This is a genomic window from Candidatus Sodalis pierantonius str. SOPE (assembly GCF_000517405.1).
Lineage (GTDB): Bacteria > Pseudomonadota > Gammaproteobacteria > Enterobacterales > Enterobacteriaceae > Sodalis_C > Sodalis_C pierantonii.
This window is the reverse complement of the sequence record NZ_CP006568.1, coordinates 188572-212535: the sequence shown is the minus strand read 5'-3', so window position 1 is coordinate 212535 and position 23964 is coordinate 188572. Positions and strand designations below refer to the sequence as shown.

Here is a 23964-nt window from a genome sequence, read left to right as displayed (position 1 = left end):
CCATTATGCCGAAGGCATGCGAGGCGCGAAAAGTACTTATAAACGCGCTCTGAAGCTTCTGCGCACCGATACGTGAGCGAAGCGAACTTGTGACTGGCATAGCCCCGGAAACCGCGTCAGCGCCCTGCTTGGCGTTTTTTTCGATGTAGAGATCGCGCATATGGATGCGATTATGACCACTTGTCGAACTGTCTTATAGTTTTCAAATATCCAAGATTATTTTTGTTAGCTTCCTCTTAAAAGAATAGTGATTTAATTAGCAGAATTGATCAGATTTAAACTGGTGGTGACACTTAACCACCCGATAGAGGTTTATCAAATCGCCATTGATATCGTTCAGCACTTCGACTGTGGATGGTTCCTTGCTGAAAAACAGCGCCGCTCCCCCACAGAATGGTTCAACGTAGCATTTGTGCTCAGGAGAGTACGATAGAAGACGTTTAGCCAGCCGCCGCTTTCCTCCCACCCAAGGTACGATTGGCGTACTCATTAATGCAATCCTCATGCGTTACTATAATTTTTACCGATCAATAATCAGTAATTAATCGTCAAGATAATTATTAGTTGTAACTCGTAGATACTGACTGAGGGGTAGTGGCTATAAATAATAACACGGGAAGAGAAATATTTTAATTTAAAATCAAAATGTTAACCTGTAATGGCTAAAGAGGTAATCCAGCATTGATTAATCTGTCGGCATAAATATTAAGCTGGGAGTTCCCATAAACGAGTGTATTTAACAATGATGCAAAATACGTTAGGGTAAGGCTGCAGATGAGCTGCAATGAACTGTTTTTTATTATAATTAATTGAAAAATATAGGTTTTTATGAAATACCTCTATGATATCGATGGTCTAAGGGCAATAGCCATCATTTTTGTGCTGGCTTTTTATGGTGGATTGACGGTTTTTCCATCAGGTTTTATCGGTGTGGATCGCTTTGTTGAATAAATCCGAAATTTGTGACGACTTCCTCCCTATCAGGGCGATTGTTACATGATGCGGACGCTGTTTGGCATTCCTAACAGTGTGATCCGGTTAAGTGCTTTAACCATTGCCATTGCCTCACCTACCTGCGCGTCATAGTCATGCAGACTCAGATGACCACCCAGAAGTGTTTTAAACCGGAACATGGCCGTTTCAGCCAGTGAACGCCGGTGATAACCTACTTTCTTTTTCCAGGTATCGTTATTGCCGCTCAGATGCTGATTTGCCACCGCATGGTTACGCTCATAGTATCGAGCTGGCCAATATTGCGCACCACTTCGCGGTGGGATAAGCGGCTTTATTTTTTTCCTCAGCAGAGCATCATGACAGTAACGCGTATCGTAAGCACTGTCAGCCGACGCTTCCCTGATTTTCCGGTGGGTTTGGTTAATCAGCCCGGGCAGCGCCTGCGCATCTGTCGTACCGCTTAGCGATAAATCGGCACAGATAATTTCATGTGTCGCGCTATCTACTGCCAGATGAAGCTTGCGCCATACTCTGCGCCTCTCAGCCCCATGCTGCCTGACTTTCCATTCGCCTTCGCCGAAGATTTTCAGGCCGGTGCCATCGATGACCAGGTGTGAGATTTCGCCGCGGGTTGGCGTTTTTATGCTGATGTCGACGGTTTTTGCTCGCCGGCTGACCAGAGAGTAATCTGGGCAGCGCAGCGACAGCCCCATCAGTTTAAAAATCGCGTCAACGAAACCCTGTAACGCCCGGAGCGAAAGGTTAAACACGCGCTTTATCATCAGAACCGTGGTAATGGCCATATCGGTGTAGTGAAGCGGCCGGCCACGATGTTCAGGGGGTGTACTCTCAGTCCATGCAGCAATGGCTGACTCATCAAGCCATACTGTCATGTCCCCCCGCTGCCTGAGCGCATTGTTGTATGCGGGCCAGTTGGTGATTTTAAACTTTTGCTTTGCCATGGGGACCTGATGTTGAAACGAATGTAGTGATCAGAGCCGCCAGTCACCTAAAAGTTCGATTTATTCAACAAAGCCCCCGTACTGCTCAATCGACAGGTCAATCAATGCCTGGATATCGACAAACGCGCGGTGTTTAAAGTCTCTTAATGCCTCATACAGCGGCCGGGCGCGCCCCACAATATCTTTAACCAACGCGTCACGCTCCTTATCAATGGGTTTTACCATGGCGTCGGGTATCAATACCCTTTTGGCGTCCTGCCAGTAGCCGGCGGGCACGGTATTGTCATGTGAGTTAGTGGACATGGGGAACTCCTTTAATCCTGTTTTCGTTTTCACCAATTTCAGAGAAATACATTTCTATCAGTTTAAGTAATAGGCGTGCACATTTATCTTCATGTGGTGTAACCTTTTTTTGTTTAGCACGGATATTCGCATGAGTGCCTTTTTCATCATCTAGAAGAGTCACTGTTATTTTAATTGGCATGATAGCCTCAATGTAATGACGTTGACCAAATCACCTTGCACCCACCTTTCATGAATGCCCCTTGCTTAAAACCACCCTGTGCGTTTTTGCCCACGGTGATATAATCCGCCTGCCCCTGTTTTAATAACTGCTCACAGAGCGGATGGTGTTCAATACGGATAACGGATTTGCAATTATGCAATATCACGCTTTTTACGCTCACGCCTCTTATCGTCAAATAATGAATAACGGCTCCTGCCTGCGTCATCGCGGCGATAAGATGAGTGTTGGTCGATGCCGCTTTATGATGGACTGACATACTTTCCTCCTTCAATGAATTAGCATTTCCGCATAGCGGTCGATTAATGTCACGGACATCCCCTGATTGCCGATAGCGCTTGTCCGGGCCACCCCGCGCGCCAGTTTAAACAAGCGGCGATAATTGCCCCGTGAATGCTTGCGAAAGGCGGCGGCAATCTCTGGCGCAAGCGGCTCGCCCGTGGCCTCACCGTTCGAGAGCAGGCTGCCCAGAATGGCGCTGAAATCCTCGGCTTCACTGTCTTTCTTACGAGATTCCAGGTCTAACGCCATGCCCACCCGGCTATAGAGCTGGGCGTATTCCCCTCGTGAGCCTTTCAAATTGAGCAGCAGGCGCGGCATCCCCGCTAGGACAATGGCCACCCCGGAACGGTCGTGAATGCGGCGCAGGACCTCAAGCGCCCGGTAGGGCAGCAGCTCGGCCTCATCAACCAGGACCAGCCAGTTTTTGTCGCGCAACCCCTGCACACATTCCTCGACCAGCTCATGAATATTGCCGGTTTTGCGCAGACCCAGCCGGGCGCACAGCGCCTGCAATAACACCTTGGTGGTATAGCCGGGGTCGGCTTCAATCAGGATGACGCCTTTATTGGCGCTGTTGGCGCGCACATACTCCTTCAGCACCATGCTTTTTCCCATGCCAGCCGGGCCGTATATCACGCCGATATCGCCGAAGTCGTGCGTGGCACCAATCAGGTCCAGCGCCACCCGGGCCAGATGGGTCGGCACAAAATGCACCTTGATGTCCCGCCGGTGGGCGCGCTCTGTCTCGCGGTCAAGAAAATCCCGCAGTGTGCCCTCGACGTTATCAATATTGCCGTTGTAGACCCCCTTTAAATATTGTGAAATGGTCGCGCCGCTTAATCCGGTTTTATCGGCCACCTTGCGCTGGGTGTAACCTGACCGCTCCATCAGCTGGAAAATACGTTCTCGCGTTGTCATACAATATATCCTTAGCGGTTATTACCGACCTGCTTGATATCGTGCTCATATTCAGATTCAAATAAATACACCTTCTCTTTTTCGGGTTCCGCTGCCTTGGGTACCAGCAGGCTGTAATCGCTTTCCCTGGGCGCGTCAATCACCGGGCGTAATTCGTCTTTCGCATCCTGAATCTTGCTTTCAGCCAGCTTAATGCGACGCTTGGCGCGCGCTTCCAGCGCTTTTTCCACTCTGGAGACCGGCACCGGCGAGGCGGTATTGCCATTCCAGAGCGCAGTGCAGAGATAGGCGCCGTTCAACTGGCGAATAATCACTTCATTAGGATTATGGATATCGTAGGCCACCCGCACCGTCTGGCGGTCTACCTCAATCAGCTCCCGGGCAAAATACTGGTTATTCAACAGTTCAACCCAACCGCGCTAGGCCACGCGTTTCTCTTCCGGCATAAACATCTCGCGCAATTCGCCCGGCGTCAGGTATTCAATGTTGTCTCCTTCCTCGGTCAGCAGGGCCTTGCGGTAAGCAGCCGGCGTCATCGACTTGCCGTTAACCTTCGGCAGCGCGCTGTGCTCGTGGCTGTGGTTATAGCGCTGCACCTCTTCCTCGATGGCGTCTATCAGCTGCCGCCAGCTGGGCAATATCGCCAGCGTTTTCTGCTGGACAGGGTTCAGCTCTTTACCCTGGCGCAAGGCATTCGACAGACTCAGCAGCTTTTGCCCCTGCACCCGCGTCCCGTTGGGGTCAGCGCTTAGCCCGTTATAGGTCTGAAAGCGCAGAGCCAGCCGGCGTGGGAGAACCCCGTTAAGCCGCTCAATAATCCCCCGCGCCTGCGGATTACCGGGGATACCGGTAATATGCTCTATGCCCAGCCGGGGAAAAATCCCGGTGATATCCGCATCCAGCATCTTGTTGGTCTCACCACCGCCGTTATCGGAGTAGGCAAACAATGGCTTGCCGTGGTGCTGGATGGCATAACGCCATGCATCCGCTACCGCGATGGCGTTTTCCGCCAGTGACAGGCTCCAGCCCACCAGATACCGGGTACGTCCGTCGAGCACCAACGTCAGCTCCGGGGTAAAGGGCCGCCCGTGTATCGGATGCGCCACTTTCATGTTCAGCGACTTGCCGTCGGCTATCCAGCAGCCGTTCACCGGCATCTGTGCCCAATCCCGCTGCTGGTACACCTGATACGCCTTGAGCGCCGAACCGGTGACCCGGCCCTTGACCCGTCGGTGAGGTGCCACCCTCTTGACCATGCGATTGACCTTGTCGTAGGTCGGCAGGGCCGCCAGCATGGCGGGCTGGTCATGGTATTTGCCCTGCCAGTCCGCCTGAAACGCGCGGTAGGCTTCCAGCACTGTGGGGCCACAGGGTCGGGCATAATGCGGCCAGAACAGGGCGTAGAACCACGTCATGTCCTCGGGACGCTGCTTCTTCGGCTGACCGGGAGCCAGTATCGCCAGACGCTCCTGGGGCCGCTCGGCGCTAAGATAGAGACTCACCCTTTCCTGCAGACTGCTTTTGCCCACCCCTTGCCGGGTGCGGCCCTTTTTGGCGTTAGCCAGCGTGGCGGCGCGCTGCAGGGCCTCGGGCAATGTGCCGGCCTTTGACTCATCGACGATAAAGGTCACCGCCGCAATGCGGGTCATGCCAGCCTGCTGTAACCGAATCACTTCCTGTGCCAGTATCATGCGCGCATCGGCAATCTGCTTTTGGTGATCGTTCAGGGCCTGCACCTTGCGCTCGAGCAGAGCGGGACATTGGCGCATGATCGCCAGCTCATCACGCGACTTGATGGCGGTGCTGCGCTTGACCGACTCATCAGCCGGCTGGGCCGGGGCTTGCGCAATCAAAGATTTATAGTGCCGCTGTTTGATGATCTCGCGTGTTTGTTCTGGCAAACAATCTATGTGGTACTCGAAAGCCTTGGTACCCGAACGCTTACGGACTAAATCGGGTGAATTTGCAGTCCGCTTATTCAATGACCAGCGAAGTCCCTGCAAGGTGCCAGGTAATCCGGGTAAACCGACTAACTCACTCACCGTAACAAACATAATTACGACACCTTGACCATATAACGACTTGGCCAAATGCTGGCCAGATCCACATTGAGTGCATTAGCGATAATGCGTTCACCTTTGGGATAGGGACGATACAGCGCGTTTTTTAACGTGCTGGACGCCAGCCCCGAGCCGCGGGAAAGATCTTGCATGGTGATCCCCTTCTTGTGCAGGGAGGCCACGATATCAATTCGGTGCCAGTCACAATGATTCACTTCATTTCTATCTATCATTCGATTACCCTAAAAAGTTAACCATGCGGGTAAGTCATAAGGCTTACTTCTATCGACAAGTATTGCCCTAAAAATAACCCAAGTAAAGCAAAAATAGCTCTTTCTTTTCTTTTTTTAGCGCGCTCTTGTTTTTCCTTTATAATTCAAAATGTTACATGGAATAGAAAAATGGGTACAAAAGAAAATAAATTTGCTTTTGGCTGGGAGGGAAAAGAAAGCTTCAGGGAGCGTCTTGAAATGCTTATTGGCGGAAGAAGTATTCGTTCAGCAGCTAAGGCTTGGGGGCTACCTGCATCAACAATAAATAACTACTTACATAAAGGCACTGAGCCAGCGTTAAAGGTAGTTTTGTCGTTAGCTGAAGCTGAGAATGTTAGTCTTGAGTGGCTCGCGTTAGGGCTAAATAAAGAGCGTAGAGCTAAAAGTAGTCCAAAAACACAAGAGCATGACAACTTAAAACATACATGGCTAATGATTTATGAGTCTCTTGATCGTCAGGATATAGAATCACTAATCCGTCTTATCCATAAAGAAAGAGCCAAAGGAATATTGCTTTCATCATCACGTATTGACTCCGTAGATAACGCCCTACTTCTACTCTCTCAGGAAGAAAAAGAGCGTCTTATGCAGCTTTATGACCAAATCAAAAAGGGGGCTAGTGAGGAGGGTGAAGTAGCATCAGAAGATAGCCTAGCAAGCGAGCGCAAAAGGGTCGTTTAACAAAACTATAAATTCTCTGTTTATATTTAGCAACGAAATCGTTAATCAAAAATTGTTTAAACGGCTTTAAAACTTACTCAAACCACGACCAATCCAGTCCAGAATATAGTGCAAAAAACTCATTTTCTGCTCATTTTTTTGCGACGAGTCCAGAATTCTTAAAATCACTGTAAGCCGCGTCAGTAAAGGGCTTCCGGCTAATCCATCATTCCCCTTGAGAGTCCAGAAATGATTGCCACCCCACACATCTGCTGCATAATGCCGCGGGCGGTGAAATTATCCTGTTCTAGCAGGGCATTACCGCGGTCCCAGATTTGCCGCGCGGTCGCTGGCGACAATAAGGTGTCGCTGATGCCGAACGGACGGCGCAGTTCCAAATGGGTCCAGTGATAGAGGGGGTTGCCGATGGTGTGCGGCACGGTCTGCGCCCAGGCTTCAAATTTTTCCCAGTCGCCGGCGTCGCCGGTACAAAAACGTTCGGCCACGCCGTTGGTGCGCATCGCGCGCCATTTATAGTGGTCTCCTTTCAGCCAGATGTCGTACAGGTTTTTAAAGCGGTAATTTTGCGCGATCTGTTCCGGCGGTAAATGACAGTGATAATCAAAAATCGGCTGGTCTTTCGCATAGTCATGATACAAACGGCGGGCGAATTCGCTGTCCAGCAAAAAATCTTCAGTTAAAAACGCGGTCATAACAGGCTCCTCACCTTCGTTTTTTTAGCAATGTTTCCAAAATGTCGAAAGATGTTATACCAATTTAGGACCAACTGATTGGATTCTAAGCCCTGTCGTAGCGAACACCCTTCATGAATCAACAAAAATGTCACATCTTTGCGCCAATTCCGCCGAAAAAGGCGGCTGACGGGACCAAATTATTATCCATTAAATTATTAATGGTTTTTGTGATGGTTCTCATCTTTTAAATATGTATGACAAGTTATCGTAACGCCGTTTTCAGTCAGGACTCAAATTTTGTTTATTGGCGAGGACCGCGGGGCGTTTAGCGAACACCCAAGCGGGGTGGGTGCGATTCGGAAGAGCCGGCAATTAACCGGCCCGCTGAAAAGCCGCACCGGCAGGACGCAGCACCCTGGGCAGCCTGATAAAAACAATACCTAGGGGAACACCTTACGTTGGGTTCTCTATATCACACCGTCGAGCCACCGACCGAGCAGTTGGATTGACGGCACTACTATTGGGAGAAGTTTTAATGCGTAAGATTAAAGGGTTACGCTGGTATATGATCGCCCTGGTCACCGTGGGCACGGTGCTGGGCTACCTAACGCGTAACGCCATTGCGGTGGCGGCCCCGACGTTGCAGGACCAGCTGCACATTACCACACAGCAATACTCTTATATCATCGCAGCTTATTCCGCCTGTTATACCATTATGCAACCGGTGGCGGGTTATGTCCTGGACATGCTGGGCACCAAGGTCGGCTATGCGGTGTTCGCGATTCTGTGGGCGGTGTTCTGTATGGCCACGGCGCTGGCCAGCAGCTGGGGCGACCGGGCTATCGCCCGCGGCGCGGTGGGGATGGCGGAAGCCGCGATGATCCCGGCCGGTCTGAAGGCCAGCAGCGAATGGTTCCCGGCGATAGAACGCTCTATTGCGGTCGGCTACTTTAACGTTGGCTCCTCCATCGGCGCCATGGTTGTGCCGCCGTTGGTGGTTTGGGCGATTATGATTCACAGCTGGGAAATGGCCTTTATCATTACCGGCATGCTGAGCCTTATCTGGGCACTCTGCTGGTTGGTGTTCTATAATCACCCGAAAAATCAGAAGAAATTGACGGAAGAAGAACGGGATTACATCCTGAGCGGCCAGGAAGCCCAGCACCAGGTCAATAACGGTAAGAAAATGAGCGCCTGGGAAATCCTGCACAACCGCCAATTCTGGGGCATCGCGCTGCCGCGTTTTCTCGCCGAACCGGCCTGGGGGACTTTTAACGCCTGGATCCCGCTGTTCATGTTTAAAGTTTACGGCTTTAACCTGAAAAAAATCGCTATGTTCGCCTGGATGCCGATGTTGTTCGCCGATTTGGGCTGTATCGTCGGCGGTTACATGCCTCCGTTCTTCCAGCGCGTCTTTGGCGTGAATCTGATCGTCTCGCGCAAACTAGTCGTGACGCTGGGGGCGTTCTTGATGATTGGCCCCGGCATGATTGGCCTGTTTACCAGCCCGTATGTGGCTATCGGCCTGCTGTGCATCGGCGGTTTCGCCCATCAGTCGCTGTCTGGCGCGCTGATTACCCTGTCCTCGGACGTCTTTGGCCGTAATGAAGTGGCGACCGCCAATGGCCTGACCGACATGGCCGCGTGGCTGGCGAGCACCCTGTTCGCCCTGGTGGTCGGCGCGCTGGCGGATACCATCGGCTTTAGTCCGCTGTTCGCGGTCCTGGCGCTGTTCGATTTGTTAGGCGCCCTGTGCATCTGGACCATTCTGAAAAACCGTCCGGCGGATGAGGTGGAATCACAGAGAACCCCGGCGACGGTGTAACGTCGCCCCAGCGCCCGCAGTCTGCCTGGCGCCCGCCCTTCTCTGCCCCGCTCCCCGGCGACGGTTGTCAACCGCGCCGGGGATTTTTTCCTCCACGGGGTGGGGAAATTAAAGAGCGGTAAGGCCGGGTGGCGCATCTGGCCCACGAGGACAAAAAGTGGTATAATAAATGCGTGTCGGCCCTCCTTTTTTTTGTCCCGCCGGCGCCGGCCGCTAAACGTCAGCGCCACCCTTTCTCTGTATTGTGAAGAGCATGCAAAATGGAACCCACTGAGACCTGCAGATTATACCAGCAACTGGCGGCCGAACTGAAACGGCGCATCGAATCCGGTATCTATCCGGTCGGCGAGAAGCTGCCGGCGGAACGCTATATCGCCGAGGAGATGAACGTCAGCCGCACGGTAGTGCGGGAAGCGATTATCATGCTGGAGGTGGAAGGTTACGTGGAAGTGCGCAAAGGCTCGGGTATCCATGTCATCGCCAATCAGCAAAAGCATGTGGTGTTGCCCGCCGGCGAAATTCAGGCCGCCACGCCCGGCCCGTTTGAGATGCTACAAGCGCGGCAGCTTATCGAAAGTAATATTGCCGAGTTCGCGGCGACCCAGGTGTTCAAACAGGACATTATCCTGCTGATGGAAATCCAGGAGAATGCGCGCCAGGAAGACAGATTTCGCGATTCGCAATGGGACCTGAAATTCCACGTTCAGGTGGCGCTGGCCACCGGCAACAGCGCGATGGCGTCCATCGTTGAACAAATGTGGACCCAGCGGGTGCATAACCCTTATTGGAACAAGCTGCACAAGCATATCGACGATAAAGCGATAGAAAGCTGGTGCGAGAAGAGCACGACCAAATTCTCAATGCGCTGATCCGCAAGGATCCCTACGCGGCCAAACTGGCGATGTGGCAACATTTGGAAAACACCAAGCAGATGCTGTTCCACGCCACCACCGACGATTTTGAATCCAGCGTTGACCGCTATATGTTCAGCGACAACCCCGTGGTGCACCTGGACACCGTGACTACCGGGGTAAAATAACCGGCGCGCCGCCGCCTCAGGTCTCGAAGGTTAGCAGAGCGTAGGTGGCCAGCCAGTGGGCGCCCATATAGTTGGTGTCCAAATGCGCCAGCGCGGCGTGTAGATGCGCCGCGGCCACCTGCTGTAGCCCATGATCCGGCGCCGTTCCCAACTGCCGGGCGAGGGTGCGCCAGCACCAGGCGAAGCTGAGGTTCAAGCCGTCGAGATGGGCAATCTTGCTGTCAAAGCGATCGCTGACGAAAACCGGGTGGAATAGCGTCTGTGGCTGTTGCGCGTCAAGCTGTGGCAAGAACGCCTGCCACCAGGCGCTAAACGCCGTAGCCGAGAGACAGCGCGACATATAGACCGCTTCTATCAGCGTCGGCGATAAAAATTCATCTCCCGCCGGCTCCCACGCCTGACAGGCGCGATCGCTGCCAAACCAGCGCCGCATCCTGGCTGCCTTGCGCGTAATCCAGCGCCAGCACGCTGGCAAAGGCGCTGTTAAAGTGCATGCCGGTGCGGATGGGGTAGGTTTGCAGCGGCCAGAATTTTTTGAAACTCGTCACCATGTGATCCGCCAGCGGCGCCAGCGCCTCGGCGTAGCGGCTGAGACGATCTTCGTGACCGGCGCCAAACTCAGCCACCAGTTTTAACAGCCAGGCCCAGCCGTAGGGACGCTCGAAGCTGCCGCGGTTAGGCTAGGTAAAATAGGCCAGTTCTTGCGCTATCGCCTCGGGCGTAAGGCGGCGGGCAAACAGCGCGCGGGCCGCTTCCGCCTCCGCAAGCTGGGGAAAGCGGTTGGCAATGCGCGCGAGCAGCCAATAGCTATGTACGCAGGAGTGCCAGTCGTAGCTGCCGAAAAAAAACGGATGCAGGGCGCGCGGTCCGTTGATGTCTCGTTCGTCCTGTAAATTGTGCATGATGTGGTTGGGATATTCGCGTTCCACATGTCCCAGGGCGATGCGCGCCATAGCCGCGGCCCGTTCGCCGTCCAATAGAAACGCGTCGCTTTGCAGGGTAGTCATTTACTTTTCTTTATTCTCTTCACCGAATCAAAAACGGAACACCAGTATCGACATTAAAAGAATATTGATGATTAACAATAAGATGGCGGTATGAAATTGCACCTTGATGACCTCATGCTGGTCGGAAAGCTCCAGCAGTGCGGCGGGAACAATATTAAAATTGGCCGCCATAGGAGTCACCATAGGAGTCATTAGCGTACCGCAAAATCCCGCCAACATGCCGATGGCGGACATGATAGCTGGATTGCCGCCCATATGGCCGACGATAATGGGTAAACCGATGCCGGCGGTCATGATGGGAAATGCCGCAAAGGTGTTGCCCATAATAATGGTGAACAGCGTCATGCCGATGCAGTAGGCGGCGACCGCGACGATGGGCAGTCCTAGCGGGATGACATCGGTAATCAGCCCCGCCACCAGCTTACCCACCCCGACCAGGGCGAAAATTCCCCCCCCCCCCCCCAGCGCCGCCAGCATTTGCGGCAGGACGCTGGCCCAGCCGATGGCGTCCAGCAGCCGCCGGCCTTCGTTCATCGCGCTGGCGAGCGTCTCACGCAACATCATCAGCGCGACGAAGAACACGACGATAATACCCAGGCCCAGCGCGGCCAGGGTGGAGGAGCCGGCGGGGATCAGCAGCGCACCGTTCCAGGTCAGGTTTTTAAAGACAAAGGTGCCGAGCAGCGTCACCAGCGGGATCAGCAACGCCGGAATGAACTATCGGTTGCCAAAACGACTGGCGCGCACTTCCCGCTGTTCAACAGACGCGCTTTGTTGAATAAATCCGAAATTTGTGACGACTTCCTCCCTATCAGGGCGATTGTTACATGATGCGGACGCTGTTTGGCATTCCTAACAGCGTGATCCGGTTAAGCGCTTTGACCATTGCCATAGCCTCACCTACCTGCGCGTCATAGTCATGCAGACTCAGATGACCACCCAGAAGTGTTTTAAACCGGAACATGGCCGTTTCAGCCAGTGAACGCCGGTGATAACCTACTTTCTTTTTCCAGGTATCGTTATTGCCGCTCAGATGCTGATTTGCCACCGCATGGTTACGCTCATGGTATCGAGCTGGCCAATATTGCGCACCACTTCGCGGTGGGATAAGCGGCTTTATTTTTTTCCTCAGCAGAGCATCATGACAGTAACGCGTATCGTAAGCACTGTCAGCCGACGCTTCCCTGATTTTCCGGTGGGTTTGGTTAATCAGCCCGGGCAGCGCCTGCGCATCTGTCGTACCGCTTAGCGATAAATCGGCACAGATAATTTCATGTGTCGCGCTATCTACTGCCAGATGAAGCTTGCGCCATACTCTGCGCCTCTCAGCCCCATGCTGCCTGACTTTCCATTCGCCTTCGCCGAAGATTTTCAGGCCGGTGCCATCGATGACCAGGTGTGAGATTTCGCCGCGGGTTGGCGTTTTTATGCTGATGTCGACGGTTTTTGCTCGCCGGCTGACCAAAGAGTAATCTGGGCAGGGCAGCGACGGCCCCATCAGTTTAAAAATCGCGTCAACGAAACCCTGTAACGCCCGAAGCGAAAGGTTAAACACGCGCTTTATCATCAGAACCGTGGTAATGGCCATATCGGTGTAGTGAAGCGGCCGGCCACGATGTTCAGGTGGTGTACTCTCAGTCCATGCAGCAATGGCTGACTCATCAAGCCATACTGTCAGGTCCCCCCGCTGCCTGAGCGCATTGTTGTATGCGGGCCAGTTGGTGATTTTAAACTTTTGCTTTGCCATGGGGACCTGATGTTGAAACGAATGTAGTGATCAGAGCCGCCAGTCACCTAAAAGTTCGATTTATTCAACAAAGCCTAAAACAATAGCAATTAAGGCTGGTTGTAATCGCCATAATCTACGCCGGTAAAAACCAAAAAATGAAAAATCATTATTTTTCATTGAGTTAATGATGACTGAGGTTATCAAAAAACCTGAAATCACAAAAAACATATCCACACCGATAAAACCTGATGGAAAAACCGTCAATCCACCATAAAAAGCCAGCACAAAAATGATGGCTATTGCCCTTAAACCATCGATATCATAGAGGTATTTCATAAAAACCTATATTTTTCAATTAATTATAATAAAAACAGTTCATTGCAGCTCATCTGCAGCCTTACCCTAACGTATTTTGCATCATTGTTAAATACACTCGTTTATGGGAACTCCCAGCTTAATATTTATGCCGACAGATTAATCAATGCTGGATTACCTATTTAGCCATTACAGGTTAACATTTTGATTTTAAATTAAAATATTTCTCTTCCCGTGTTATTACTTATAGCCACTACCCCTCAGTCAGTATCTACGAGTTACAACTAATAATTATCTTGACGATTAATTACTGATTATTGATCGGTAAAAATTATAGTAATGCATGAGGATTGCATTAATGAGTACGCCAATCGTACCTTGGGTGGGAGGAAAGCGGCGGCTGGCTAAACGTCTTCTATCGTACTTTCCTGAGCACAAATGCTACGTTGAACCATTCTGTGGGGGAGCGGCGCTGTTTTTCAGCAAGGAACCATCCACAGTCGAAGTGCTGAACGATATCAATGGCGATTTGATAAACCTCTATCGGGTGGTTAAGTGTCACCACCGATTTAAATCTGATTAATTATGCTAATTAAATCACTATTCTTTTAAGAGGAAGCTAACAAAAATAATCTTGGATATTTGAAAACTATAAGACAGTTCGACAAGTGGTCATAATCGCATCCATATGCGCGATCTCTACATCGAAAAAAACGCCAAGCAGGGCGCTAACGCGGTTTCCGGGGCTATGCCAGTCACAAGTTCGCTTCACTCACGTATCGGTGCGCAGAAGCTTCAGAGCGCGTTTATAAGTACTTTTCGCGCCTAGCATGCCTTCGGCATAATGGCGTATTAATAACCACTGATTTTAACAAAAAAGCCTATTTTACTTAGCAGGGTGGATCACTTTTCAATTGGTAGTGACAGTTAAGTACCATTTGGAGGAATTTATACGTCAGTTTAAGTGGGCTTTAAGCAGTAGGCAGCTGTTTGATTGGCTAAAAGAAACACCACCACAAACGCTGACCGATATACAGCGAGCCGCCCAGTTTTACTATCTTCAACAACTCACATTTGGTGGCAAAGTGAGCGGGCGAACTTTGGTACTTCCGCTGTGCGATCACAGTCATTGAACCTTCTAAGAATCGAAGAGCAGCTATAACAGGCTCATCTGCGTTTATCTCAGGCAACCATAGAGCATCTTGGTTGGCAGGCTTGTATTGAAAAATATGATAGGCCACATACATTGTTCTACCTTGATCCACCTTACCGGAAGACTCAAGGCTATGGCGTGGCGTTTGGCCTGGAGCAATACAGCATCATTGATAGCCTGGCTCATTCGATAACAGGAAGAATGGTTATTTCAGTTAATGATATCCCAGAAATGAGGAGCATCTTCAAAAACCTTCATATCGACGTTGTTGACCTAAAATACTCATTAGGCAACAACCCTCATAGCAGACGCGAGTTGATCATTCGCAATTTCGCCTGATTTCCTTTTTGCAAACAATTCTGGACTGTCCAAAATGGCCACTTTTTAGTAGTTTAAAGGAGTCCAGAATTGCTTGCAAATTAGTCCAAAATATTTTGCATCGCTACAATCATCCCGCTGTTTTTCAACGGTTATATCCTGACTGCGCAACGTCACACTCTCCTGATAAGGGACGGCGGTCGTCACTTTGCGAATGTGGATCTCTTCCCGCAACACCAATGTGCGCACAACTTCAATATGCTCATCCACCACCGGAATAATCATGACGCCATCTTCCTCACGGATAGCGGGATGGGCTTCCAGCGGCGTCCCTTTTATAACGCGGTGTATCTCGACATTTTCCTGTTGTAACCACTCCTCAATGGCCTGCTCGCGCTCGGTTGTCCTGCGCGTGACGGTAACGCACCCCTGCACTACCCGCTGTTTTGCTACGTCGACCCGCTCCTGAGCCAACGGCAGGGTCTCCTGGACGGTTTCCGCGGTTTCCCCCTCTGCCGTAGAGGGCAGCGACGAGTCATCCGCCGAGTGATTACGCATCGTTCGATCCTCCCCGTGCCCTCTCTGGCGCTATTTGATTAATATCACTGATATTTTCGCTAGTAAGCTGGAAAATATTTCATATTAATAATTATTAAGATGATTATTTGCATAATTCAACGATAGCCCAAAATAGGCGGATTCGCCGGCGATAATCGAAATAAGACGCCGCCATCGCCGCCGCCCAGAGCTTAAAAGGTTAATGGTAAAAACATTAGCGCAAGATAAGTTTTCACCGTCTGAGATAGGTATCAGAGGTATTCCGTGCGGGCATCTCTTTGCCACACCAGCCTTTTATGCCCGTTGTTTGCCGCGGCTCGGAAAGCGAGAAAGGGTTATTTCCAGCCAGGTAAGATCCGACGCTACGGCTGTTGCGGCCGAAAGCGCACCGTTTCACGCCGTCGTTAACCGGCCACGATCGCCGGCGACGCAGCGCTGATAACGGCTATCGACCCGCTTGGCGAACCAGGCGGTGGTCAGATCGCGGGTGATCTTCGGGCTTTCCAGTTTAATGTCGGGCAGCATTTCCCGCGGTAACCGTTTACCGCCGCGTTCCACCAGGGCGTAAACCTGCCGGTAGAGGGCCGTTTTCTCGAAGCTCTCTCGTTCCCCCTGCTCAAGCATTTGACGAATCGCCGATGTGCTCAATCCCAGCGGTTGCTGCACCGAACGCAGCGCCAGTTCCGTCTGCCCCGGGCTGTCGGCAGCGTAATTGATCAGATCGCCATCGAGCGCCAGCTTTTTACCGGCTAATGCAGCTGACCGCGCTTTGAAATGCGGCGTTGCGGCTGGCGTACCAGCCGGCGTTATAGTCGGCAAGGCGGTACAGCGGCTGGGAATAGGCGGCGGGATAACCGAGTAAATGCGCCAGGCCGAAATAGATCCCCCCGCGGCGGGTGAACACCTCCTGACGCAACGTGCCCGGAATGGGGTAGGGATAATGCTCGGCGTGAGCCTGCGCGAAGGCGATACTGACCTGCATGGGCCCGCCGGTGTGCACCGGATTGAGGTTGCCGAACAGACGCTGTCCCAGCGGTACGGCGTCGATAAAATCATCAAATAGGTCGCTGAGATCTTTCTCGCTGCGCACCTTATCTAGCCGCGTGCTGTAACTGCGGCCGTCGGATGAAGGGAGTAGTAACGCAGCATGCATCACAAACGCCGGAATATGCCGCGCGGCGGCGCGGCGGCGATATCGGCAGCCCAACCCGGCCTGTCGCGCACGCTGGAAGGCATCAGGCGCAGGGTATGCGCCTTCACCACCTCCGGTCTGGCGCTGTCGGCCTGCTTACTTTGTTGGCTGCAGCAGCCGGTAAGTCCCAGCAGCAGCGTCAGCATTCCCAGCGCCGTCACTCCCGGCCACCGCACGGGCTTAGACCTTACGCCGGGCGGCTCAGCGCCGGCGGCGCGAAACGGGTGAAGAACTGCGGGGAATACCAACCGATGAATGTTGTGCAACAGGTGATCCATAACGTCCTTAATAGCGATGCTAACCTTCATTATCCGTACACCGGGCAGTTTATAGGCCGCGTTGCCCACCGCATCGCAACCCCCAAGCCAATGATTGCCGTCCGGAAACGTTGCGTCCTATGCCGAAAGCAGTATAGTCTTTTCGGCCACCAATGGCGCGTCGCCGCCGACATTCTGGCGGCGGACAACATTTCACCGCGGGGCCAATCGTAATGGATGAACAACTGGCGGCCATTTGCCGCTTTATCACTAAACAGCACGTCCTGACGCTGTGCGCCGGCAACCTCGACGATCTTTGGTGCGCCAACTGCTTTTATGTCTTCCACGAGCCGGCGATGGCGCTGTGGTTGTTGACCTCCCCGCAAACCCGCCACGGCGAACTGATGCGGCAAAATGCACGGGTAGCCGGAACCATTGCCCCACAGCCGAAAACGGTAGCGTTAATAAAAGGCGTCCAGTATCGCGGTATCATCACCTGTCTCGAGGGCGAGGAGGAACAACAGGCGCGTAGACGCTATTATCATCGCTTCCCGCTGGCGAAAGCGATGCCCTCCCCGATCTGGCAGTTGGATTTGCTGGAGGTAAAAATGACCGACAATACCCTGGGCTTCGGCAAAAAATTACGCTGGCGGCGGGAAGCCCTTTGACATTTGCCGTCCAGCCAAAGGTCAGCACCGCTGGCCGTTGCGTTCGACGCTCCGGATCTTGCCCCGCGCGCGGCCCCGCCCCGTTAGCCTTTTTTGCCGGTGCTGATGCGCCGGGATATGCTGCCGCTGCAATGTCCAGGCACACAGTAATCCGTCTGACTGGCGGGTTTACGACGCCGGCCGGAGGCAATAATCAAGGCATAGATTTTGCGCGGCAATTGGGACAAGCGATCGCCCGGTAATCGCGTTTGTCCCTCAGGGATATACCGCATCCCTCTCCCCAGGTCGTAGATGTACGTCGCCACCGTATCGGCATCATCCATCAACAGATTGGCCCTAAGAAGATTATCCTGCCACAGGCGCTTGATGAAGGCCGCTCTGCTCATGGCCGTGACGGCACGATTGCGCCGTTGCCGCGCCGCCGGGTCCGTTTCGCCCGGCGCCGCGACGGACTTAAGCAAGGCCCGCCGGTAACGATCGATAAATTGACTCTCCGCGTTGTAATACATCAGATCCGCCTCGCGAATATCCTCTCTATCTTCATAGACTTCAACGCGCTCGTTTGTCTGTCCGTTATCGGTCGCTATCGGCGCATGGAGATAATTGACGCTGGCGAGGCGTAATGAGGCTTCGTGAAATAAATGCATTCTCGGCAACGTCTGGTTAGCGTCATCAAAGCTATCGGCCATGATGAGCAATCGCCGGTATTTAACGTTGCAAAACGTGAACCCCATAAGGGAAGGCTTACCGTCAGGCTGTATCCGACGCGCCTTGTGCGCAACGAACAGGACATTTTCGGCAAAGGGTCGAGCCGCAAATTCCTCATCAATGCGTTCGGTGTAATAACACAGCCAGCGCGCCGCATATTGAATAATCTTATCGTCTGCGGGCTTTACCCCCAGCGCAAACAGAAGGTAATGATATATCGGGCTGGTCCGGGGAAGGGGCGGCGACTGAGCCAACGATTTATCCCGATCGCGCGGCAGAAAGCCGGCTTCTGCAAACAACTGCTTAAGCGCGAGCACCGCCTCGCGGGCCTCATCGGTTTTCTTAAGCATGCGCTCTTTGTTCTAGTGTAAAAAACTGGTTGGAAACGTCGAGGTCGCCTTTTGGTTTTGCTGAAGGTCATAATGCGACAACATATAATATTGCCCTTTACCCAAAAAGCGATCAAGCAACACGCTGATTTTTCTTACATTGATATACTTGAGGCCCATCGCCGGCCGCAGGGAAATAAAACGTTGCAGCGCAGGGAGATCCCCTGTCGCAATCCCGGCCAGATCCAGCGTGATATGGGCCGCGCGCATGACGGATGCACCGCTTGAGGATGGGGGGAACATAAAATAGACATCCAACACATCGGACGTTTTTTCTATTACGCCGATCCTGTTTTTGTTGCGTTGCTGAAGCATAAATTGAGGGCCATATAAGACTCCCATCTCCGGCATCACCTTCACGTAAATGCCGTGTTGGCTGATGCGTTGAAACGGCAGCGTCAACTTGTATTGCCCCGCCACGGCGATGAGATCGGCTACCGGCGCGTCCGGCAGCGGGCGCAGGAAATCACGGTCGTCCATCTTCGCCAGCAGCCAGCCATTATCGTGCAACGTTTCGCTAACGGCGTACCCCATCGTAACGACATGGGCCACCGCGGCTTTGGACAGCGAGTAAATGCCTTCCACGTCCGGATCGAGCCTGTAATCCACACCGGACGTCGGCGCGCCGGGAGGTTGCTGGGCGGCCGGCTGCCCGTGATTCGCCGCGTCGGGCAGGGGGATACGCAGTCCATCCCCCCTCTCTTGGTGAGCAGCAAGTTTGACCGGATACCCGTGATAACTGCGTCAATCACCCGGCGTTGGGCGTCATCTTTGGCCGATGCCGCCATCTCGCCCATCACCGTCATAAGCAAATGCGTATTCAGGTGGCAATCTAGCCCTTCGGCGTCGGGACGATACTCGTAGCAACCGGTGAACGGCATTTTCGCGACTAATGTCGTGTGCAACATCTCGTTGGAGGTCGTTAATTTGCCGTACTCACTCAACCGGCCGGTGAACATTTCCTCATGCCGGTGCGCGATGGTGTCAATAAACGTCGCCAGGGACTGCTGTTCGCTTTTGACCTGCATGAGGAAGGAGACGCGAATTCCGGCTTCCGCCACCGTGGATGCCTGCATCAATTCGTCTAAATGGTTGTCAATCTTGTCAATTCGCCTGACTTTGCACCCGTCAGAGGCGTTGATGGCGGCATAGAAACGCGCCTCGTCGCCCCACACCGCCTTAAAGACATCGATATTTTCCTTCGGTCGGTAAACATGCTCGGATTGACTCCATTCTGGACGCCGCTGCGATGGCTGCAAAAACCACAGCTATATCAGATGGATCGTCGCCTGGCGGAGATAGTTCTGCTCGTCGTCAGCCAACCCCTCCCAGCCCGCAGCGCAAAGCCAGCGGTACTGCGCCACATAGCTTCGGCTGACCTTTTCCGTCATTTGCCAGTACGCTTCATCAAGTTGGGGTAAATCCGTCAGGTCAGGTTGCGGCGTATCGGTGGCGTGAGCCGGTTTGCGGGCGGTGAGGCCAGCGTAGGGATAGAGGTAACGTTGCAGGGTTTCAGCATGTTCCGCCGGTGAGAGCCCGGGACGATGCCGGGCTATGATGTCTTTCGCCAATTGCCGCCGCGTTCGCCATTGCCCGACCGCTTCCTGGAAGGCCGCCACCCGATCATGCGTCGCGAGGTGAGCGTTGCGCGCGGCGAAATAGTGACTAAGCGAGTAAGGCCGTTTTTTAAACATCACGCCTTGCGTCGGGGATGACGTCAGCGCCGCATGCAGCGCCGCCGACAGTTTGAAGAAATGGCCGTATTGGCCCGTCGCGCGGCTAAGGATAAAGAGGATGTTGCCAATATCCTGAGCAAAGGATTTATCCTTGGGGATGAGGTGGTCCGGACTGGCATAGTGTAAAAAAAGCGTTCCAGCGTGCAAATCGTGCCAGTCCAAACTGTCGATCCGCAGCGCGTCGGTGGCTTGATCAAGAGGTATCAATAGGGGACAGTGCGCCAGAATAAGAAATTGCCATAATTGATTGGCCTCGTCCCGCGTATAGGATGCATCACATTCCACCAAATTCAATAACTGGTCGTACATTTTCCCTCGTAATTTACTGAGGGTGAGTTCGCTTTCGTCGCATTGGGGAAAAAGAGTGTGCACAATCCAATGCTCTAACGTCCCGCCAAATAAAAGCTGGGTCAGCCAAAGCTGAATCGCGGTATCTTGCTGACTGACCAAGGTAACGTGATGGCCCTGACCCCCATACCAATAATTGGCTTTTTCCAGCTCCTGAAACAGTAATGTTTTATTAGTCGGGGAGCGCTGAATGAGCCGCGACGGCAGGACCGTCACGGCCGTCTGCCGCTGATGTCGAATCGGTATAAATGACTTCTTTATCCATGGTGTCCTCAATAACGCTGAATTAAGCCTATTCGCCCAATGCTCTTGCACCAGGCGAGCTTGCAAACGAATAGCAAAATCTGATTACACTCGCATCATGTCTGGCGAGTGGCTAAAAGAACTTGGCGTAGCCCGTCATCGGTAAGGGGTGCTGCACCTTAATACCGACATGACGGCGCAGAATAACGTTGCGCGCGCGCCGAAGGCGATAACAGCGCTGAATAAGTTAATCTTTTCTTTCATACCTTGTTGGGTAAGTATTGACGTTAATAGCAATGAAAATGAGGATTTCACGCCGGAATGCAAATTGCCGCTTAAGTCCATTTGCTTAATATGCCGCGTGGCTTGAGCGCATTTGCTTATTATACCGTGATGAGATCTACCGCTTATTTTCTCTCGTGATGAATGAAAGCCGGGATCTCAACGTCGCTTTGCACGCGACGCATTCCCATGCACTGTTGCCGGTGTCAATTACAAAGCGTTTAACATCGCCATACATCGAATCCATGCAGACGTTTAGCCAGAGGGGCCCCCCGTTTTAGCTTAAATAATGCGGCAACCCGCGCAGGGTGGTCGTGACCTTTGATCGGTCTAGGACGCTATTAATAGATTCCTATACCCACGGTGTTTCGCCTCCTCTCCGTTCTGGATAGACAGACCTTAGCGGCGTTTTTACTCTACCATGAGCCTGCACAGTCGGGTCAATAAACGGTTATTATCGCTCCCGTCATGAGGTTGCCTGAAGACGTTCTGGAGGGGTTGCGGCGCGTTCAAACAAGAACTTACGACACCCTCAGCTTTGGCGATGCCACACAAGAGGCGATAAAACAGACCGCGGGGGCAGTGTACCGACAAGCGGAATAAGGCGTCAGCCCGGGCCAGGCGGCACTCAGGGCTCGGGCGGCGTAACCCCGCCGATCCAGATCCGCCGCGCCGCCTCGTGGCAGATGATCAGTTGCGCCGTACCGTCCTCTCGACATTGTTCAGCCGCTGCAGCCAGCGACAGCCAGCGACAGCCAGGGCGTGGCCATCCCCGCCGGGCCTAGTACATCGTCAAGATGATGGATCCGCGCCAGCACCGGCAACGACGGGCAATATTCGCTTATCATCACCAGTCCCACCGTCGACTCGATAATCCCTTCCGCTCCCGATACCGCCCCTTTCTCCTCCAGGGCGTCCTCCAGCGGCACGGCCCGCTGTACCGCAATAACCACCAAGGCGCTCGGCGCACGCGCCGTATCATCAAGCCAGTCATCCAGCGCCAACAGCCCGCTCGCGGACAAAGGGGTAAAGTGTCGGTTAAAAGGGGCGCCGGTTTGCAACAGTAATTGCTGCTCTTCTTCCACCGGCAGGCCGCTGTCACACTGCATCACAAGGTAACAGGGCATCGAAGGGGGCAAGGCGTTCAGAGCTGGGCCCAATTGCTGTGCCAACCAGATGAAATGGCCGGCGAGCCAGCGCGGTGGCGTCATGGCCTGGATCTGATCCCTCGCCGGCGTCACGCCAGAGCAGGCGAGTATCTCGGACTGAAACCGACCCACTGGCGGCAGGATTCCGGCCGCCAGACGCTGGCCGTCCCTGTCCAGACAGGTTGTCGCACAGCGGGCCACAAGCCGTCCGTAGCGCTGTCCGCGTTCGATTTCATCGCGCAAACGCTGCGCACGCTCACAATCCTGGGTAGCGAAATACAGAGTATCACAGCGGCCGCCGATACGGCTCAGAGCATAAAATATCACGGCAGCAGGCAGCTGAGCCAAAACGTCTCGCCGCGCGCATGCTCACACCAAAGGCACCAGCCGCTGAGCGCCGAGAGAGCGAAGTACCCCGTCGCCTTAACGCCCCAACGTTTACTGCCGCGCCACCGCGGGCAGGTGTTTTCCTCCTTCTCTGGCGACCGATCAATTTACATAGCTTGCCCTGCCCCTAACGGTAGCTGCCCCGCCGACTACACCGAAAGGCGCTTCCCTCTTTGGTACCCTGCTCGTCAGCGCTAAGCGCCAGGTCAATAGCATGGTCGATCGGCATAAATGCGTTACCCACATAACTGTTCCTTTTAATTGCTTTTTATTCATCCACCCTGGACCCTGGCCGGCATGTAAAATAGAAACATACAATTCAAATATTATGTTGGATACCTATTACCGCTGATTTTCACCTTAGCATAGGGCAGTTGCGCTTATATTAATGAAATAGCAACTATTAATGAAATAGCAACGGCCCTCTGGCAAGGGACAACCTGGGCTCAACGGCCCGCCAGCGATACCCTAGGCGGGCCGTAAAATACATAATTAATAATTAAGTCAAAAATAATAATAAATACATATTTTATGCGATATTTTTATCAAAAATGACGCAGCGATATTAGCCTATTTACCCACTGTTATCGCTTGCAATAATAGACCTTATTTCAGAAAGTTACATCGCCGCGCAGAAACCCGTATGATTATTACGCCTTTTCGTGAGTGTCGGACATTGACGGCAGCAGCAGGCGGTATGATATTAGTCGGCGAAACACTGGATCTTTCCGCCAGCCGAATTGATCGCTTACCTAATGACATGGTCATTATCGGTTCGCTTATATTGCGCGGCTGTAATATCACCGCATTACCCAGCGGCCTGCGGGTGCTGGATTATCTCGATCTCAACCATATGGCAATTCGCCGGCTGCCGGCAGACTTACACGTAGGCGGGTCTCTTTACATCGAACGCTCACAATTGTGTCAGCTGCCGGACAATTTCAGCCTCGACGATCATCTGGTGCTGGAAAATACCCCGATAACCTCACTGCCGCGGAATATGTGCGTAGGGGGCTGCTTGAATATACTCGGTACCGGCATTACCTATCTGCCGGAGGATCTGTACGTGGGTGAACGGCTATTGTTGGATGCGGAGAAGATGACCGGCAACGTTGCCTGGCGCCAACTGCGTAACGCCGAGCTGCCGCCAAATCCGCTGTTCAGCCCTACCAGCGGCAGCCACCAGCGCGACTTGACGGTGTATGCGGTGTCGCTCACCGGTGAGATCAAAATTTCCGCCGGTCGATTCTACGGATCGCCTTCGGCGTTTATTCGCAATAATCCACCGCAGCCTTTTCGCCAACGGGGGTATTGGAGTGCGTGGAGGAACTGAACC

General features: G+C 53.0%; 23 protein-coding genes and 6 pseudogenes. 8 read left to right on the top strand and 21 right to left on the bottom strand.

Features of this window, described 5'->3' with window-relative positions; all coding sequences use genetic code 11:
- Positions 1-256: 256 nt before the first annotated feature.
- A complete protein-coding gene (locus SOPEG_RS23775; RefSeq protein WP_148296977.1) occupies positions 257-490 on the bottom strand; it encodes a DNA adenine methylase in 234 nt (77 codons plus the stop codon).
- A 338-nt stretch (positions 491-828) separates the two neighbouring features.
- On the opposite strand from SOPEG_RS23775, the gene SOPEG_RS30335 reads away from it, so the two are divergent.
- A complete protein-coding gene (locus SOPEG_RS30335) occupies positions 829-951 on the top strand; it encodes a hypothetical protein (RefSeq protein ID WP_257720367.1) in 123 nt (40 codons plus the stop codon).
- A 41-nt stretch (positions 952-992) separates the two neighbouring features.
- Here the strand turns inward: SOPEG_RS30335 and SOPEG_RS01205 are convergent, their stop codons facing one another.
- From SOPEG_RS01205 to SOPEG_RS01180, 8 genes and pseudogenes are all read right to left on the bottom strand, one after another.
- A complete protein-coding gene (locus tag SOPEG_RS01205; RefSeq protein ID WP_025244010.1) occupies positions 993-1916 on the bottom strand; it encodes an IS5-like element ISSoEn1 family transposase in 924 nt (307 codons plus the stop codon).
- 60 nt (positions 1917-1976) lie between these two features.
- Complete coding sequence (locus SOPEG_RS01200) at positions 1977-2219, bottom strand: DUF3164 family protein (protein WP_025244009.1); 243 nt, start codon at positions 2217-2219, stop codon at positions 1977-1979.
- On the bottom strand, positions 2209-2400 hold the full coding sequence (locus SOPEG_RS26950) for a hypothetical protein (RefSeq protein ID WP_148296976.1): 192 nt from the start codon (positions 2398-2400) through the stop codon (positions 2209-2211). The genes SOPEG_RS01200 and SOPEG_RS26950 overlap by 11 nt, the downstream gene beginning before the upstream one ends.
- 7 nt (positions 2401-2407) lie before the next feature.
- The gene (locus SOPEG_RS01195; RefSeq protein WP_025244008.1) at positions 2408-2698 is read right to left on the bottom strand and encodes a hypothetical protein; all 291 of its coding nucleotides are present in this window, start codon (positions 2696-2698) and stop codon (positions 2408-2410) included.
- An 11-nt stretch (positions 2699-2709) separates the two neighbouring features.
- Positions 2710-3639 carry an AAA family ATPase gene (locus SOPEG_RS01190; RefSeq protein ID WP_025244007.1) on the bottom strand — a complete coding sequence of 310 codons (930 nt, stop codon included), beginning with the start codon at positions 3637-3639 and terminating at the stop codon, positions 2710-2712.
- Positions 3640-3650: 11 nt separating this feature from the next.
- Positions 3651-4046 (bottom strand): annotated as a pseudogene (locus SOPEG_RS30485) (Mu transposase C-terminal domain-containing protein); the annotation flags it as partial.
- A gap of 12 nt (positions 4047-4058) precedes the next feature.
- Entirely contained in the window at positions 4059-5693 is a 1635-nt protein-coding gene (locus SOPEG_RS01185; protein WP_335334065.1) for a DNA-binding protein, read from the bottom strand.
- Positions 5694-5695: 2 nt separating this feature from the next.
- Entirely contained in the window at positions 5696-5932 is a 237-nt protein-coding gene (locus tag SOPEG_RS01180; RefSeq protein WP_025244006.1) for a helix-turn-helix domain-containing protein, read from the bottom strand.
- A 168-nt stretch (positions 5933-6100) separates the two neighbouring features.
- Here SOPEG_RS01180 and SOPEG_RS22370 point away from each other — a divergent pair, with 168 nt between their 5' ends.
- Positions 6101-6652, top strand: a complete 552-nt coding sequence (locus tag SOPEG_RS22370) for a helix-turn-helix domain-containing protein (protein ID WP_025244005.1) — start codon at positions 6101-6103, stop codon at positions 6650-6652.
- A gap of 245 nt (positions 6653-6897) precedes the next feature.
- On the opposite strand, the pseudogene SOPEG_RS01170 reads toward SOPEG_RS22370, so the two are convergent.
- A pseudogene (locus SOPEG_RS01170) lies at positions 6898-7344 on the bottom strand (glucuronate isomerase); the annotation flags it as partial.
- 517 nt (positions 7345-7861) lie between these two features.
- On the opposite strand from SOPEG_RS01170, the gene SOPEG_RS01165 reads away from it, so the two are divergent.
- Positions 7862-9151: an MFS transporter gene (locus SOPEG_RS01165; protein WP_025244003.1), complete on the top strand. Its 1290-nt coding sequence runs from the start codon at positions 7862-7864 to the stop codon at positions 9149-9151.
- Positions 9152-9411: 260 nt separating this feature from the next.
- Positions 9412-10190: pseudogene (exuR, locus tag SOPEG_RS01160) on the top strand (transcriptional regulator ExuR).
- A gap of 16 nt (positions 10191-10206) precedes the next feature.
- Here the strand turns inward: exuR and SOPEG_RS01155 are convergent.
- From SOPEG_RS01155 to SOPEG_RS01140, 4 genes and pseudogenes are all read right to left on the bottom strand, one after another.
- Positions 10207-11092, bottom strand: a pseudogene (locus tag SOPEG_RS01155) (DUF2891 domain-containing protein).
- 132 nt (positions 11093-11224) lie between these two features.
- On the bottom strand, positions 11225-11902 hold the full coding sequence (locus tag SOPEG_RS01150; protein ID WP_051419378.1) for a 5-oxoproline transporter, DUF979 family subunit: 678 nt from the start codon (positions 11900-11902) through the stop codon (positions 11225-11227).
- 118 nt (positions 11903-12020) lie between these two features.
- Positions 12021-12944: an IS5-like element ISSoEn1 family transposase gene (locus tag SOPEG_RS01145; protein ID WP_025243999.1), complete on the bottom strand. Its 924-nt coding sequence runs from the start codon at positions 12942-12944 to the stop codon at positions 12021-12023.
- Positions 12945-13004: 60 nt separating this feature from the next.
- The gene (locus SOPEG_RS01140; protein WP_025243998.1) at positions 13005-13262 is read right to left on the bottom strand and encodes an acyltransferase family protein; all 258 of its coding nucleotides are present in this window, start codon (positions 13260-13262) and stop codon (positions 13005-13007) included.
- 322 nt (positions 13263-13584) lie between these two features.
- Here SOPEG_RS01140 and SOPEG_RS23770 point away from each other — a divergent pair, with 322 nt between their 5' ends.
- Together SOPEG_RS23770 and SOPEG_RS29025 are read left to right on the top strand one after the other, a co-directional pair.
- Positions 13585-13824: a DNA adenine methylase gene (locus SOPEG_RS23770; protein WP_071882109.1), complete on the top strand. Its 240-nt coding sequence runs from the start codon at positions 13585-13587 to the stop codon at positions 13822-13824.
- Between the two features lie 343 nt (positions 13825-14167).
- Positions 14168-14733: pseudogene (locus tag SOPEG_RS29025) on the top strand (DNA adenine methylase); the annotation flags it as partial.
- Between the two features lie 45 nt (positions 14734-14778).
- On the opposite strand, the gene SOPEG_RS01130 reads toward SOPEG_RS29025, so the two are convergent.
- Both SOPEG_RS01130 and SOPEG_RS01125 read right to left on the bottom strand, forming a co-directional pair.
- Positions 14779-15270 carry a YsnF/AvaK domain-containing protein gene (locus SOPEG_RS01130; protein ID WP_025243995.1) on the bottom strand — a complete coding sequence of 164 codons (492 nt, stop codon included), beginning with the start codon at positions 15268-15270 and terminating at the stop codon, positions 14779-14781.
- 393 nt (positions 15271-15663) lie between these two features.
- Positions 15664-16608 (bottom strand): annotated as a pseudogene (locus SOPEG_RS01125) (DUF1615 domain-containing protein).
- A gap of 344 nt (positions 16609-16952) precedes the next feature.
- Here SOPEG_RS01125 and SOPEG_RS01120 point away from each other — a divergent pair.
- On the top strand, positions 16953-17387 hold the full coding sequence (locus SOPEG_RS01120; RefSeq protein WP_025243994.1) for a YhbP family protein: 435 nt from the start codon (positions 16953-16955) through the stop codon (positions 17385-17387).
- 83 nt (positions 17388-17470) lie between these two features.
- Here the strand turns inward: SOPEG_RS01120 and SOPEG_RS01115 are convergent, their stop codons facing one another.
- The 5 genes from SOPEG_RS01115 to SOPEG_RS26935 form a co-directional block, all read right to left on the bottom strand.
- Complete coding sequence (locus SOPEG_RS01115; RefSeq protein ID WP_025243993.1) at positions 17471-18445, bottom strand: hypothetical protein; 975 nt, start codon at positions 18443-18445, stop codon at positions 17471-17473.
- A gap of 12 nt (positions 18446-18457) precedes the next feature.
- Positions 18458-18964, bottom strand: a complete 507-nt coding sequence (locus tag SOPEG_RS01110; RefSeq protein WP_148296973.1) for a hypothetical protein — start codon at positions 18962-18964, stop codon at positions 18458-18460.
- A complete protein-coding gene (locus tag SOPEG_RS26940; protein ID WP_148296972.1) occupies positions 18919-19743 on the bottom strand; it encodes a hypothetical protein in 825 nt (274 codons plus the stop codon). The genes SOPEG_RS01110 and SOPEG_RS26940 overlap by 46 nt, the downstream gene beginning before the upstream one ends.
- Positions 19744-19752: 9 nt before the next feature.
- A complete protein-coding gene (locus tag SOPEG_RS01105) occupies positions 19753-20784 on the bottom strand; it encodes a hypothetical protein (protein ID WP_025243991.1) in 1032 nt (343 codons plus the stop codon).
- Positions 20785-21815: 1031 nt separating this feature from the next.
- A complete protein-coding gene (locus SOPEG_RS26935) occupies positions 21816-22304 on the bottom strand; it encodes a hypothetical protein (RefSeq protein ID WP_148296971.1) in 489 nt (162 codons plus the stop codon).
- A 967-nt stretch (positions 22305-23271) separates the two neighbouring features.
- On the opposite strand from SOPEG_RS26935, the gene SOPEG_RS01090 reads away from it, so the two are divergent.
- Positions 23272-23961 carry a leucine-rich repeat domain-containing protein gene (locus SOPEG_RS01090; RefSeq protein WP_148296970.1) on the top strand — a complete coding sequence of 230 codons (690 nt, stop codon included), beginning with the start codon at positions 23272-23274 and terminating at the stop codon, positions 23959-23961.
- Positions 23962-23964 lie beyond the last annotated feature (3 nt).

Excerpts from the sequence above, each read along its gene's own strand:
- SOPEG_RS23775 (WP_148296977.1), bottom strand. The coding sequence starts at position 490 with ATGAGTACGCCAATCGTACCTTGGGTGGGAGGAAAGCGGCGGCTGGCT.
- SOPEG_RS30335 (WP_257720367.1), top strand. The coding sequence starts at position 829 with ATGAAATACCTCTATGATATCGATGGTCTAAGGGCAATAGCCATCATT.
- SOPEG_RS01205 (WP_025244010.1), bottom strand. The coding sequence starts at position 1,916 with ATGGCAAAGCAAAAGTTTAAAATCACCAACTGGCCCGCATACAACAAT.
- SOPEG_RS01200 (WP_025244009.1), bottom strand. The coding sequence starts at position 2,219 with ATGTCCACTAACTCACATGACAATACCGTGCCCGCCGGCTACTGGCAG.
- SOPEG_RS26950 (WP_148296976.1), bottom strand. The coding sequence starts at position 2,400 with ATGCCAATTAAAATAACAGTGACTCTTCTAGATGATGAAAAAGGCACT.
- SOPEG_RS01195 (WP_025244008.1), bottom strand. The coding sequence starts at position 2,698 with ATGTCAGTCCATCATAAAGCGGCATCGACCAACACTCATCTTATCGCC.
- SOPEG_RS01190 (WP_025244007.1), bottom strand. The coding sequence starts at position 3,639 with ATGACAACGCGAGAACGTATTTTCCAGCTGATGGAGCGGTCAGGTTAC.
- SOPEG_RS01185 (WP_335334065.1), bottom strand. The coding sequence starts at position 5,693 with ATGTTTGTTACGGTGAGTGAGTTAGTCGGTTTACCCGGATTACCTGGC.
- SOPEG_RS01180 (WP_025244006.1), bottom strand. The coding sequence starts at position 5,932 with ATGATAGATAGAAATGAAGTGAATCATTGTGACTGGCACCGAATTGAT.
- SOPEG_RS22370 (WP_025244005.1), top strand. The coding sequence starts at position 6,101 with ATGGGTACAAAAGAAAATAAATTTGCTTTTGGCTGGGAGGGAAAAGAA.
- SOPEG_RS01165 (WP_025244003.1), top strand. The coding sequence starts at position 7,862 with ATGCGTAAGATTAAAGGGTTACGCTGGTATATGATCGCCCTGGTCACC.
- SOPEG_RS01145 (WP_025243999.1), bottom strand. The coding sequence starts at position 12,944 with ATGGCAAAGCAAAAGTTTAAAATCACCAACTGGCCCGCATACAACAAT.
- SOPEG_RS01140 (WP_025243998.1), bottom strand. The coding sequence starts at position 13,262 with ATGAAATACCTCTATGATATCGATGGTTTAAGGGCAATAGCCATCATT.
- SOPEG_RS23770 (WP_071882109.1), top strand. The coding sequence starts at position 13,585 with ATGAGGATTGCATTAATGAGTACGCCAATCGTACCTTGGGTGGGAGGA.
- SOPEG_RS01130 (WP_025243995.1), bottom strand. The coding sequence starts at position 15,270 with ATGCGTAATCACTCGGCGGATGACTCGTCGCTGCCCTCTACGGCAGAG.
- SOPEG_RS01120 (WP_025243994.1), top strand. The coding sequence starts at position 16,953 with ATGGATGAACAACTGGCGGCCATTTGCCGCTTTATCACTAAACAGCAC.
- SOPEG_RS01115 (WP_025243993.1), bottom strand. The coding sequence starts at position 18,445 with ATGCTTAAGAAAACCGATGAGGCCCGCGAGGCGGTGCTCGCGCTTAAG.
- SOPEG_RS01110 (WP_148296973.1), bottom strand. The coding sequence starts at position 18,964 with ATGGACGACCGTGATTTCCTGCGCCCGCTGCCGGACGCGCCGGTAGCC.
- SOPEG_RS26935 (WP_148296971.1), bottom strand. The coding sequence starts at position 22,304 with ATGACGCCACCGCGCTGGCTCGCCGGCCATTTCATCTGGTTGGCACAG.
- SOPEG_RS01090 (WP_148296970.1), top strand. The coding sequence starts at position 23,272 with ATGATTATTACGCCTTTTCGTGAGTGTCGGACATTGACGGCAGCAGCA.